9 protein-coding genes are annotated in these 12804 nt (G+C 74.9%); 7 read left to right on the top strand and 2 right to left on the bottom strand.

Translation table 11 applies throughout. The annotated features are described in order from the left end of the window. The first annotated feature begins 168 nt into the window (after positions 1–168). The 6 genes from IE294_RS28565 (at position 169) to IE294_RS28540 (ending at position 5601) form a co-directional block, all read left to right on the top strand. Positions 169–480 (top strand): hypothetical protein, encoded by a 312-nt coding sequence (locus IE294_RS28565; RefSeq protein ID WP_189890780.1) that lies wholly within the window; start codon positions 169–171, stop codon positions 478–480. Positions 481–669: 189 nt separating this feature from the next. Continuing rightward, complete coding sequence (locus tag IE294_RS28560; RefSeq protein ID WP_229917385.1) at positions 670–1575, top strand: bifunctional MaoC family dehydratase N-terminal/OB-fold nucleic acid binding domain-containing protein; 906 nt, start codon at positions 670–672, stop codon at positions 1573–1575. Next, a complete protein-coding gene (locus IE294_RS28555) occupies positions 1572–1964 on the top strand; it encodes a MaoC family dehydratase (protein WP_189890778.1) in 393 nt (130 codons plus the stop codon). The genes IE294_RS28560 and IE294_RS28555 overlap by 4 nt, the downstream gene beginning before the upstream one ends. Further along, the gene (locus tag IE294_RS28550) at positions 1961–3127 is read left to right on the top strand and encodes a lipid-transfer protein (protein WP_189890776.1); all 1167 of its coding nucleotides are present in this window, start codon (positions 1961–1963) and stop codon (positions 3125–3127) included. Before IE294_RS28555 ends, IE294_RS28550 begins: the two co-directional genes overlap by 4 nt. A 147-nt stretch (positions 3128–3274) precedes the next feature. After that, positions 3275–3832, top strand: a complete 558-nt coding sequence (locus tag IE294_RS28545) for a SigE family RNA polymerase sigma factor (RefSeq protein ID WP_189890774.1) — start codon at positions 3275–3277, stop codon at positions 3830–3832. A 113-nt stretch (positions 3833–3945) separates the two neighbouring features. Continuing rightward, a complete protein-coding gene (locus tag IE294_RS28540; RefSeq protein WP_189890806.1) occupies positions 3946–5601 on the top strand; it encodes a long-chain fatty acid--CoA ligase in 1656 nt (551 codons plus the stop codon). Between the two features lie 109 nt (positions 5602–5710). Here the strand turns inward: IE294_RS28540 and IE294_RS28535 are convergent, their stop codons facing one another. Beyond that, entirely contained in the window at positions 5711–6916 is a 1206-nt protein-coding gene (locus IE294_RS28535) for an MFS transporter (RefSeq protein WP_189890772.1), read from the bottom strand. A 127-nt stretch (positions 6917–7043) separates the two neighbouring features. Between IE294_RS28535 and IE294_RS28530 the strand changes: the two genes are divergently transcribed. Next, complete coding sequence (locus tag IE294_RS28530; RefSeq protein WP_189890770.1) at positions 7044–7625, top strand: TetR/AcrR family transcriptional regulator; 582 nt, start codon at positions 7044–7046, stop codon at positions 7623–7625. Positions 7626–7643: 18 nt separating this feature from the next. On the opposite strand, the gene IE294_RS28525 is transcribed toward IE294_RS28530, so the two are convergent. Further along, entirely contained in the window at positions 7644–12710 is a 5067-nt protein-coding gene (locus tag IE294_RS28525) for a hybrid sensor histidine kinase/response regulator (protein WP_229917383.1), read from the bottom strand. Between the last annotated feature and the right edge of the window lie 94 nt (positions 12711–12804).

The following is a 12804-nucleotide window of genomic DNA, read 5'->3' as shown; positions in this document are numbered from 1 at the left end:
TCGTCCAACCGCTTCCGTCCACGCAAGGACTCAGGCAACAGCGGACGGAGGAACTCCCACTCCCTGTCGGACAGTTCATGGCGACGTATCACCCGACCATGATCCACCACTCAAGATCAATTGAAGACACGACCTAGGGCCGCAGAGTGCTTGGTTCTGGAGGAACACATGGCAAGCATCCGTACCGCCCGCGTTCTCGCCGCCGTCTCCGCTCTCCCGCTCGCAGCCGCCCTCTTCGCCGGCGTCGCGACGGCGGACAACGGCGCCCTCGCGGACGACGGATCGAACTCGGGCGTGGCGGCCGTCCTCGGCAGCGGGGTCGGCGACGACAACAACGGCAACTCGTCCACCACGAACCAGAACGCGGTGGGCTCCGGCGCCTCGAACCAGAGCAACACCGCCCAGGTCGACGGTTCCGCGTTCACGGCGATCCGGCAGGGCAACGGGAACGTCGACGTCAACTTCACGCGGCTCTGGTGAGCCGGGGGCGAGGGTCCTCATGAGGAGGGCGCTCGCGGGGTGTGCCTCGGGGTCGCGACACGTCGGCGCGGCGGTGCTTCGGTACCGCCGCGCCGGCGTCTGCCCGGTCCGGTCCGGCCGCTGCCGGCCTTGACACCCCACACAATCTGACGGACAGTCAGAAACCGTCTGGTCGGATCAGGGGGTGCCGTGGGCGACGAGCGGGTGGACGACGAACTGGGCGCGCGGCTGAAGGCGTTCGAGGGCCGGCCGGCCGCCGTCGCCGGCGTGGGCAAGGACCCGGTGAACGCGCCGATGATCCGGCACTGGTGCGAGGCGCTGGGCGACACCAACCCCGCCTACACCGGCCCGGACGCCATCGCCCCGCCCACCATGCTCCAGGCCTGGACGATGGGCGGCCTCGGCGGACACCAGGGCCGCAGCGGCGCGTACGACGAACTCCTCGGCCTGCTGGACGCGGCGGGCTGCACCGCCGTGGTGGCCACCGACTGCGAGCAGGAGTACCTGCGGCCCCTGCGGCCGGGCGACGAGATCGCCTTCGACACGGTCATCGAGCACGTGTCCGCCCGCAAGACGACCAGACTGGGCACGGGCTACTTCGTCACCACCCGCATGGACGTCCGGGCGGACGGCGAACCGGCGGGCGTCCACCGCCTGCGCATCCTCAAGTACGCCCCCGCGCCCCGCGGGCCCCGGGCCCGCCGCCCCCGCCCGGTGATCAACCGGGACAACGCCGGCTTCTGGCAGGGCGTGGCCGAGCACCGGCTCCTCCTCCAGCGCTGCACGGGCTGCGGCACCCCGCGCCACCCCTGGCTGCCGGGCTGCAACGCCTGCGGAAGCCCGGACTGGGACACGGTGGAGGCGAGCGGCGAGGGCACGGTCCACTCGTACGTGGTGCAGCACCACCCGCCCTTCCCGGCCTTCGACCCCCCGTACACCGTCGGCCTGATCGAACTCGCCGAGGGCGTGCGGATGGTGAGCAACGTGGTCGGGGTGCCGTACGACGAGGTGCGGATCGGGCTGCCGGTACGGGTGGAGTTCCTGCGGTGCGACGAGGAGCTGACCCTGCCGGTGTTCCGGGTGGTGGACCGGTGAGGGCCGGCGAGCGGCTGCCGCCGCTGGAGATCCCGGTGACCCGCACCCTGATCGTGGCGGGCGCCCTCGCCTCCCGGGACTACCAGGACGTCCACCACGACCCGGAGCTGGCCCGGCAGAAGGGCGCCCCGGACGTCTTCATGAACATCCTGACGACGAACGGCCTGGTCGGCCGGTACGTCACCGACCACTTCGGCCCCACGGCGGTGCTCCGCGGGGTCGCCATCAGGCTGGGCGCGCCCAACCACCCGGGGGACACCATGGTGCTGACCGGCAGGGTCGAGGAGGTCGACGGCGACACGGCCGTCGTCCGGGTCGTCGGGGCCAACGGTCTCGGCGACCACGTGACGGGCACGGTGACGGTCACGGTCCCGGGGGCCGGATCATGAGCCTGCGCACCCGCGACACCCTCGGCGGACGCGCGGCGATCGCCGGCATCGGCGCCACCGAGTTCTCCAAGGACTCCGGCCGCAGCGAACTCCGGCTCGCGGTGGAGGCCGTACGGGCCGCGCTCGACGACGCCGGGCTCACCCCGGCCGACGTGGACGGGCTGGTGACGTTCACGATGGACACCAGCCCGGAGATCACCGTGGCCCAGGCCTGCGGGATGGGCGAGCTGTCCTTCTTCTCCCGGGTGCACTACGGCGGCGGGGCGGCCTGCGCCACCGTCCAGCAGGCGGCCCTCGCGGTGGCCGCGGGCGTGGCCGAGGTGGTGGTCTGCTACCGGGCCTTCAACGAGCGGTCGGGCCGCCGGTTCGGCACGGGGGTGCAGCACCGGGAGCCGTCGGCGGAGGGGGCGGCGCTCGGCTGGACGCTGCCGTTCGGGCTGCTCACCCCGGCGTCCTGGGTGGCGATGGCGGCCCGGCGCTATCTGCACGCCTACGGGCTGACACCGGAGGCGTTCGGACACGTGGCGGTGGTGGACCGCGCGTACGCGGCGACCAATCCGGCCGCCTGGTTCCACGGCCGCCCGATCACCCTCGCCGACCACGCCGCCTCCCGCTGGATCGCCGAGCCGCTGCGCCTGCTGGACTGCTGCCAGGAGACCGACGGCGGGCAGGCGGTCGTCGTCACCTCCGTGGAGCGGGCCCGGGACCTGCCGCGTCCGCCCGCAGTGATCGCCGCGGCGGCCCAGGGCGCGGGCCGGGCCCAGGAACAGATGACCAGCTTCTACCGGGACGACCTGACCGGCCTGCCGGAGGCGGGCGCGGTGGCCCGCCAGCTCTGGCGCACCGCGGGGCTCGGCCCGGACGGCATCGACGTGGGCATCCTGTACGACCACTTCACCCCGTTCGTGCTGATGCAGCTGGAGGAGTTCGGGTTCTGCGGCAGGGGGGAGGCGGCGGACTTCGTGGCGGAGCGGCGGCTGCCGCTGAACACCCATGGGGGCCAGCTCGGGGAGGCGTACCTGCACGGCATGAACGGGATAGCCGAGGCGGTCCGCCAACTGCGGGGCACGGCCGTGAACCAGGTCCCGGGGACGGTGTGCACCCTGGTGACGGCCGGTACCGGAGTGCCGACGTCGGGGCTGGTCCTGACGGCGGACGGCTGACCTCCTCAGGGTCGTACCCGCAGACGGGGCGCACCCGCACTCCACCTCCAGGAGGTGGAGGCAGCCCCACCCCTACAACCTGAGGGGGACCCGCCTTCGGGACCTGCGGCCGATCCGCGCCGGGAGCCGCGCTCCTAGCGTGGAGCCATGACCACACCCGTCTGCACCAGCGCCTCGGCCGCCGCCGCACCCGGGCGGCAGACTCCCGCCTACCCGTCGTTCGCGTCGTACGTGCGGGCCCGTCAGCCGGTCCTGCTGCGCACCGCGCGGTCGCTGACCGCGAACCCGAGCGATGCCGAGGACCTGTTGCAGACCGCGCTCGCCAAGACCTACGTGGCCTGGGAGCGGATCGAGGACCAGCGGGCGCTCGACGGCTATGTGCGCCGGGCGCTGCTCAACACCCGCACCTCGCAGTGGCGCAAGCGCAGAGTGGACGAGTTCTCCTGCGACGAGCTGCCCGAGCCGGAGCCCGTGCCCGGCGGCGACGACCCGGCCGAGCGGCAGGCGCTGCGCGACGCGATGTGGCGGGCGGTCCTGCGGCTGCCGGCCCGGCAGCGCGCGATGGTGGTCCTGCGGTACTACGAGGACCTCAGCGAGGCCCAGACCGCCGAGGTGCTCGGCGTGTCGGTGGGCACGGTGAAGTCGGCGGTGTCCCGCGCGCTGGGCAAGCTGCGCGAGGACCCCGAACTGGAGCTGGCGCGCTAGCCGGGATTTTCCCCCTCAGTGACACACCCCCTAGTGACATACCGCGTGGTATGTGCGCAGAATCAGCGCACCCCCCTACTACCGCGTAGGCAATGTCGCCCGGGAGGAACGCCGTGCTGGCCACCATGCAGGACGTACCGCTGCTGATCTCCAGGATCCTGACCCACGGGTCGACGGTCCACGGCTCGTCGCGGGTGACCACCTGGACCGGGGAACCCGAGCCCCACCGGCGCACCTTCGCCGAGGTCGGGGCCCGCGCGGCACAGCTGGCGCACGCCCTGCGGGACGAGCTGGGAGTGACCGGCGACGACCGGGTCGCCACGCTCATGTGGAACAACGCCGAGCACGTCGAGGCGTACTTCGCGATCCCGTCCATGGGCGCGGTGCTGCACACGCTCAACCTGCGCCTGCCCGCCGAACAGCTGGTGTGGATCGTCAACCACGCGGCCGACAAGGTCGTCCTCGTCAACGGCTCGCTGATCCCGCTGCTCGCTCCGCTGCTGCCCAAGCTGCCCACCGTCGAGCACATCGTCGTGTCCGGGCCCGGCGACCGCGCCCCGCTCCAGGGCGCCACCGCCCGGGTGCACGAGTACGAGGAACTGCTCGCCGGCCGGCCGGCCGGCTACGACTGGCCCGAGCTGGACGAACGCCGGGCCGCCGCCATGTGCTACACCTCCGGCACGACCGGCGACCCCAAGGGCGTCATCTACAGCCACCGTTCCATCTACCTGCACTCCATGCAGGTCAACATGACCCAGTCGATGGGCCTGACCGACCAGGACACCTCGCTCGTGGTCGTCCCGCAGTTCCACGTCAACGCCTGGGGCCTGCCGCACGCCACCTTCATGACCGGCGTCAACATGCTGATGCCGGACCGCTTCCTCCAGCCCGCCCCGCTCGCCGAGATGATCGAACACGAACGGCCCACCCACGCGGCGGCCGTCCCGACCATCTGGCAGGGCCTCCTCGGCGAGCTGCACGCCACACCCCGTGACGTCTCCTCCCTCACCCAGGTCACCATCGGCGGCTCGGCCTGCCCGCCCTCCCTGATGGCGGCCTTCGACGAGCTGGGCATGCGGGTCTGCCACGCCTGGGGCATGACGGAGACCTCCCCGCTCGGCACGGTCGCCCGCCCGCCCGCCCACGCGGCGGGCACCGAGGAGGAGTTCGCCTACCGCCTCACCCAGGGCCGCTTCCCGGCCGGCGTCAAGGCCCGCCTCACCGGCCCCGGCGGCGAACGCCTGCCCTGGGACGGCGCGTCGGCGGGCGAGCTGGAAGTGCGCGGCCCCTGGATCGCCGGCGCGTACTACAACGGCCCCGACGCCGAACCCCTGCGCCCCGCCGACAAGTTCAGCGAGGACGGCTGGCTGAAGACGGGGGACGTCGGCACCATCTCCCCCGACGGCTTCCTCACCCTCACCGACCGTGCCAAGGACGTCATCAAGTCCGGCGGCGAATGGATCTCCTCCGTCGAGCTGGAGAACGCGCTGATGTCCCACCCGGACGTCGCCGAGGCCGCCGTGGTCGCCGTACCGGACGAGAAGTGGGGCGAGCGCCCGCTGGCCACGGTCGTCCTGCGGCCGGGCGCGACCGCCGACTTCGAGACCCTGCGCGCCTTCCTCGTCGAGGAGGGCCACATCGCCAAGTGGCAGCTCCCCGAGCGCTGGACGGTCGTCGAGGCGGTACCGAAGACGAGCGTGGGCAAGTTCGACAAGAAGGTGCTGCGCCGGCGGTACGCGGACGGTGGGCTGGAGGTGACCACGCTCTGAGGCGCCGTGGACCGGTCGGGGCGTCAGAGCCGGCCGAGGCCTCTCAGACGCTCCCGTAGCCGGTGCTCCAGGTCCGCCCCACCCCCACCGCGAGCAGGTGCCGCGCGCCTCACCGCCTCCGCGCTGTCGTGGTCCAGCCCAGCACCAGCCACACCCCCGCCACCGCGCACACCCCGGTCCAGCCCCAGTGGCCGAAGGCCGGCCCCGCGACGGCGGAGGCGAGGGCGCCGCCGGCGAAGCCGGAGACCACGTAGGCCGTGTTCGCGGTGGCCGGCGTGGACGTCGTCGTCAGCGCCAGGGTCTGGTTGGCGACATGCGAGGCGACCAGGGCCGCGTGTATCACGATCGCGGCGGCGAACAGCGCCGCCAGCACATGCCCGCCGAACCAGAACAGCGGTACGGCGACGGCGGCCAGCACATACGCGGTCCCCACGACCCGCGCCGCGCCGAACCGGTCCACCAGGCCCCCCGCCAGCGGCGCCACCGCGCTGGCGGTCAGGCCGAAGAGGCCGAAGAGCCCGGCGGTCGCGGTGGACAGGCCGTAGCCGTGGCCGGTCAGCAGCAGCGCGAGAGAGGTCCACAGGGCGCTCCACGCACCGAACATCCCCGCCTGCCGCAGGCACGCCCGCCACAGGTCGGGCGAGCGGCGCAGCAGCCCCGGCAGCTCCGCGATCCCGGAGAACAGCCCGCCCGTACGCACCCGCCGCTCGGCCGGCAGGGCCAGGGCGGTGGCCAGCCCCAGGGCGAGCGTCAGCACGGCGGACCCGCCGAACACCCAGCGCCAGCCGAGGGCCTGTCCGGCCAGACCACCGACGACGCGGGCGGCAACTATGCCCGTGAACAGCCCGGCGATCACGGCCGCGACATGCTGGGCGCGCCGGTCCTCCGGGGCGCGCGCGGCGACGAGCGGGACGAGCAACTGCGGTACGACGGTCGCCGCGGCGGCGACGAACACGGCGGCGGCGAGGGCCGCGGTGCCCGGGGCCACGGCCGCGACGAGCAGCGCGACGGTGGTGGCCACGGAAAGCCAGGCGACGAGCCGGCGCCGGTTGACCCGGTCGCCGAGCGGGGCGAAGAAGAGCAGGCCGGCCGCGTAGCCGAGCTGGGCGACCGAGGCGATCCAGGCCACGGCCGAGGGGGTCGTGCCGAAGTCGTGGGCGATCAGCGGCAGCAGCGGAGCCGCGAGGTAGATGTTGGCGGCCGTGACGGCGGTGCAGACGGCGATCAGCAGGAGGAAGAGGGAGCCGGAGGCGGACCGCTCGCGGGCGGGGGCCCGGAGTCCGGGCGCCTGGCGGGTGGTGATGGCTGACGGCATGGGCGGGAGCTGCTCCTTAGTCGGTAACCAACTCGTTGGTTACTACGCTCCAACAGCCCGCACCGCCGCCGGCATTCCCCGCCAACCAACTCGTTGGCCACCGCCTCGCCCGGCCTACCCTGTCCTCATGGCATCAGTGAGGGACCCCGAGGCCACCAAGGCCCGGATCTTCGAGGCGGCGGCCGCCGAGTTCGCCCGGCACGGCATCGCGGGCGCCCGCATCGACCGCATCGCTGCCGAGGCCAAGGCGAACAAGCAACTCATCTACGCGTACTTCGGCAACAAGGCGGAGCTGTTCAGCAAGGTCCTCGGCACCCGCTTGACCGACCTGGCGGCGGCCGTACCCGTCGACCCGGACGACATGGACGGCTGGGTCGACCGCCTCCTCGACTACCACGACGCCCACCCGGAACTGGTGCGCCTGCTCTTCTGGGAGGGCATGGAGTACGGCAGCGCCGAACTGCCTGACGAGGCGGCCCGCCAGGACCACTACGCCAGGAAGATCGCCGCGATCGAGGACGGCCAGGCCCGGGGCGTCATCACGGACGCCATCCCGGCCGGCCACCTGCTGATCCTGCTCACCGCGCTGACCAACTGGATGACCGTGGTCCCGCAGACGCGACGCATCCTCGCCGGCACGGAGGACACCGACCACGACCGCCTGCGGGCCTCCATCAAGGAGGCGGCCCGCAGGCTGATCGCCTGTTAGACCGCTACCGCCGACCGGTCAGTTCGTGCCGATCCGGGCCAGCAGGTCCACGATCCGCGACTGCACCTCGCCGCTGGTCGACCGCTCGGCGAGGAACAGCACGGTCTCGCCGGAGGCCAGCCGGGGCAGGTCGGCCGGGTCGACGGCGGCGGTGTAGACGACCAGCGGGGTGCGGTTGAGCTGCCCGTTCGCCCGCAGCCAGTCCACGATCCCGGCCCGCCGGCGGTGCACCTGCATCAGGTCCATCACCACCAGGTTCGGCCGGAACTGCCCCGCCAGCGTCACCGCGTCGTTGTCGTTCGCGGCCCGCGCCACCTGCATCCCGCGCCGCTCCAGCGTCGCGGTCAGCGCCAGCGCGATCTCCGCGTGCTCCTCGATGAGCAGTACCCGCGGCGGATGCTGCTCGCTGTCCCGGGGAGCCAGCGCCTTCAGCAGGACGGCGGGGTCGGCGCCGTACGCCGCCTCGCGCGTCGCCTGCCCGAGCCCGGCCGTGACCAGCACCGGGACCTCGGCGGCCACGGCGGCCTGCCGCAGCGACTGCAACGCCGTCCGCGTGATCGGCCCGGTCAGCGGGTCCACGAACAGCGCGGCGGGGAAGGCCGCGATCTGGGCGTCGACCTCCTCGCGCGAGTGCACGATCACCGGCCGGTAGCCACGGTCGCTCAGCGCCTGCTGGGTCGTCACGTCCGGCGCGGGCCACACCAGCAGCCGGCGCGGGTTGTCCAGCGGCTCCGGGGGCAGCTCGTCGTCCAGCGGCTGCGGACGCGGGGTGTCCGCCACCTCCACGGCCCCACCGGGACCGTCCAGCGGCTCCGGCCCCTCGGCGGCATCCGGCTCCGGGGCGCCTATGGCGTACGACCGCCCGCCCCCCTCGGTGCCCTGCGCCGGCCGCGCCTGCCCACCGAGCGAGGACTGCGGCACGGGTGCCGGGGCGGTGGGCGAGGGGTGCGGCAGGGACGGCTGCCCGGCGAGCGGGTTCTGGTCGCCGGGTGACGGCTGCCCGGTCGGCGTGGGGTGCGCGGACGCGGGTTCGGCCGACGGGTGCGGCCGGGCCGCCTGGTCCGGCTGCGACTCCTGGCCGGCGGGACCCGGGTCGGGGCGCGTGCCCAGCTTGCGCCGCCGGCCCGAACCGCCCGGCGCGTGCGGCGGCGGGGTCGCCGTCGGCTGCTGCACCTGAGCGGCCTGCCGCGCGAACGGCACGCCCTGCCCGAGCGTACGGACGCTGATCGCCCGTCCCTGCGTCGAGTCCGGGTCGACGGGGGTGCCGGGGGCGGCTTCGGCGGGCAGCGGCAGCGCGACCCGCTGCGGCCGGCCACCGGCAGGGGCGCCGGGGGCGGGGATCCCGGTGCCGGAGGTGTCCCCGGTGCCGGGCCATTGCTGCGGGACGTCGGCCCCCGGGGTGCCCGGGGCCTTCGCACCGGAGGCGTCGCCGGAGCCGGGCCACTGTCGCGGGACGTCGGCGGCGGGGGCGCCCGGAACCGGTGTACGGGTCCCGGTGCCGGAGGTGTCGTCGGCTCCCGGCCACTGCTGCGGGACGCCGGGCGGCGCAGGGGCGGCCTGCGTCCCCGCGGGCACCTGGCCCGTGCCGGCCTCGGCGGGCAACGGCAGCGCACCCGGGGACGCCACCGGAGTGGCGGCGGCCGGGGTGCCCGGCTGTGCGGGAGCGAGGTGGGGAGCCGTGCCCTGGCCCTGCGGGGCCTGGCCGGGCGTGCCCTGGGCCGGCATGCCGTGGGCGGGCGTGGCCGAGGCCGGTGCCGCCGGGGCGGGCGCGGGCTGACCAGGGGCGACGGGTGCGGGCGCGGGGTGGCCCGGCGTGCCGGGCGCGGTGGCACCGGGCTGGACGGGGTTGCCCGGCCCGGGGCCCGGGGGTACGGCCGACCCCTGCGCCGGGACACTGTGCGCCGGGGTCCCCTGACCGGGGCCCGGGGGTACGGCCGTCCCCTGCGGGACCTGACCGGAAGCGGCCGGCGCCGGAAGGGGCTGCGCCGGGGGCTGCCCGGTCGCGGGCGCCACCGTACGGGCTGCCTCGGCGGGCTGGGCCACGGCCCGGCGGCGTCGGCCGGTCGGGGCGCTGGTGGGATGCGGCTGCGGCGGGGTGTGGTCGTCGGCCTGGTCGAGCGGAACGGCGTCGTGCCGGCCGTCGTCACCCGGGAAGCCCTCGACGGACACCGGCATCCGGGCGGGAACCTGCACCTGACCGGGCAACGGCCCGGCACCGGCGACGCCGGGCCGACCACCGGTCGCGGGACCCGTACCGGGGACGGCCGGGGCAACGGCACCCGGGGCCACGGGCACGCCGACTCCGGGAGTCACGGGGCCACCGGCAGGAACCCCCGCACCGGGAGCCACAGGCCCACCGGCGGGGACACCGGCGTCCGGGCCGACAGGTGCACCGGCACCCGGGGCGACGGGAGCTCCGGGAGTCACTTGGCCCCCAGTCCCAGGAGCCACCGGAACCCCAGCACCGGGAGCCACCGGGACCCCAACACCGAGAGCCGCAGGGGCGCCCGCACCAGGAGCCGCCTGACCCCCTGCCCCGGGAGCCACCGGCACCCCGGCGCCCGGGACCGCAGCCGCGCCGCCACCCGGCGGTACCGGTACGGCCGCACCCGCGCCCGTACCGGTTCCCGTGGTGTCGGCCGCGCCGCCCTCCGGGCCCGGGGTGTCCGGGGACCGGTCCGCCTCGGCCGGCGGGAGGGCGAAGACCGTACGCGCGCCGCCCGCCTCCTGTGCCGCGGCCCGCTCCGCCGCCGCGGCCAACGCCCGTCGGCGCCGTCCCGTCGGCTGCGCGCCCTCGGCCGCATCCGCCTCGCCACCCTGCGCCGGTACCACGGTGCCGCCCTCGGGCGGCACCGCCCGCGCACCCGGCTCGCTGCCCGCCGCCGGAAGCGCCGGAGGCAGCGCGGCCTGCGGGGCGCCGGAGTCGTGGCGGGCGCGTCGGCCCGTCGGCACGGGCACGCCCTGCGGCGGCACGGTGCCGCCGAGTCCCGTACCCGAGGCGGCGGCCCCCGCGCGCTGCTCGGCCGAGGTCACCACGGACCCCTCGGACACGTCCTCGGCGGTGCCCTCACCGGCCTCGGCGTTGTCCGCGGGCCGACCGCGGCGGCGTCCGGTCCCGCCGGAGGCGTTCTCCGCGCCCTCGGCGGGGACCGCGGCACCCTCCTCGGCGGGCGCGGCGGCACGCCGCCGGCGCCGTCCGGTCGGCGCGGGCGCCTCCGTCTCACCGGCGTCACCCGCGCCGGTCACGTCACTGTCCAGGAAGGCGTCCGTGGAGGCCCGCCGGGCGCGCCGCCGGCCACCACCGGGGCCCTGCCCGGCCGCACCGGCGTCGTCCGCGCCGCCCTCACCGCCGTCCGGCACCCGCACCGCGACCGGCGCCGCGGCGGCACCGGCTGCCCCTGGCGCTCCTGCCGCGACCGCGCCCGCCCCGCCGCCGAGCGGTACTTCGAGCACGTACGCGCTGCCGCTCATGCCCGGCACCTCGTGCGTCTGGAGCACACCGCCGTGGGCCCGCACGATCCCGCGCACGATCGGCTCGTGCACCGGGTCTCCGCCGGCGTACGGGCCGCGCACCTCGATCCGCGCGACCGCGCCGCGCTGCGCGGCGGCCACGACGACGGTGTTGTCCAGGTAACCGCCCGCAGAGACGGGCGTGTTGCCGGTGGCGTCGACCCCGGCGACGTCCGCCACCAGGTGCGCGAGCGCGGTGGCGAGCCGCTGCGGGTCGACCTCGGCCTCGATGGGCGGCGCGTGGACGGCGAACTGCACCCGCCCCGGCCCGATCAGCTCGACGGCCCCGTCCACGCCGGCGGCGACGACGGCGTCCAGCATCACCTTCGTACGGGTGATGTTCTCGCTGCCCGCGTCCAGCCGCTGGTACCCGAGGACGTTGTCGATGAGGGTGGTGATGCGGGAGTAGCCGGCCGAGAGGTGGTGGAGCACCTGGTTGGCCTCGGGCCACAGTTGCCCGGCGTCGTCGGCGGCGAGCGCGGACAGTTCGCGGCGCAGCTCGTCCAGCGGCCCGCGCAGCGACTGCCCGAGCAGCGTGAGCAGCTGTTCGTGCCGCCCGGCGAGGGCCTCGTACCGGTCCTTCTCCCGCTCGGCGAGCGCCGCGTACCGCTCCTCGCCGGCCGCCAGCTCCTCCGTGTGCTGCTCGCGCAGCTCCTCGATCTCGGTGACATGCCGCTGGCGCAGCGCGGTCAGGTCGGAGGCGTGTTCCTCGGAGAGCTGTTCCAGTTCCTCGGCGTGCGCCTTCTCCAGCGCGTCCTTCTCCTCCACCAGGGCGTCGTACGGCCGCCGGTCGGTGAAGGTCATCACGGCGCCGACGAGCTGGTCGCCGTCGCGCACCGGCGCGGTGGTCAGGTCGACCGGCACCTTCTTCTCGCCCTTGGACCACAGCACCTGCCCGCGCACCCGGTGCTTGCGCCCGGAGCGCAGGGTGTCGGCGAGCGGCGACTCGTCGTACGGGAAGGGCGAGCCGTCGGCACGGGAGTGCAGCACCAGCGTGTGCAGTTCCTTGCCGCCCAGCTCACCGGCCCGGTACCCCAGTATCTGGGCGGCGGCCGGGTTGACGAGCACGATCCGTCCGTCGGTGTCGGTACCCACGACACCTTCCGCCGCCGCCCGCAGGATCATCTCGGTCTGCCGCTGCGACCGGGCCAGCTCGGCCTCGGTGTCCACGGTCCCGGACAGGTCCCGGACCACGAGCATCAGCAGCTCGTCGCCGGTGTAGCCGTAACCGTCGTACGCCTGCTGCCCGTTCTCCAGATTCGCGCTGGTGACCTCGACCGGGAACTCGGTCCCGTCGGTCCGCCGCGCGACCATCCGGGTCGGTTTGGTCCGTCCCGTGGGATCCATGTGATCGGGCCGCCGCATGGAGCCCGGGATGAGCCGGGAGTCGAACTCGGGCAGCAGATCGAGCAGCCCGCGCCCCACGAGAGCCGTACCGGGCGTCTCGAAGGCCTCCAGAGCGATGGTGTTGGCGTTGACGACGGTTCCGTTGGCGTTGACCAGGACCAACGCGTCCGGCAGCGCGTCGAGTATGGCTGCGAGGCGAGCAGCGCCTCGGGATGGCCTGCTGCTCACGAGACGCCTTCCTCCCTGTTACCGCACCTTGCCGACCGCTCGGGCCATCTTGCCAACCGGCCCGCGACGTGTCACGCGAGGGAGTCTAAGGGCA

Origin of the sequence: Streptomyces canarius, assembly GCF_014650735.1 — a bacterium.
Lineage (GTDB): Bacteria > Actinomycetota > Actinomycetes > Streptomycetales > Streptomycetaceae > Streptomyces > Streptomyces olivaceoviridis.
This window is presented reverse-complemented; position numbering and strand designations above follow the sequence as displayed.

Coding starts and splice junctions, on each gene's coding strand:
- IE294_RS28565 (WP_189890780.1), top strand. CDS start 169: ATGGCAAGCATCCGTACCGCCCGCGTTCTCGCCGCCGTCTCCGCTCTC.
- IE294_RS28550 (WP_189890776.1), top strand. CDS start 1,961: ATGAGCCTGCGCACCCGCGACACCCTCGGCGGACGCGCGGCGATCGCC.
- IE294_RS28545 (WP_189890774.1), top strand. CDS start 3,275: ATGACCACACCCGTCTGCACCAGCGCCTCGGCCGCCGCCGCACCCGGG.
- IE294_RS28535 (WP_189890772.1), bottom strand. CDS start 6,916: ATGCCGTCAGCCATCACCACCCGCCAGGCGCCCGGACTCCGGGCCCCC.
- IE294_RS28530 (WP_189890770.1), top strand. CDS start 7,044: ATGGCATCAGTGAGGGACCCCGAGGCCACCAAGGCCCGGATCTTCGAG.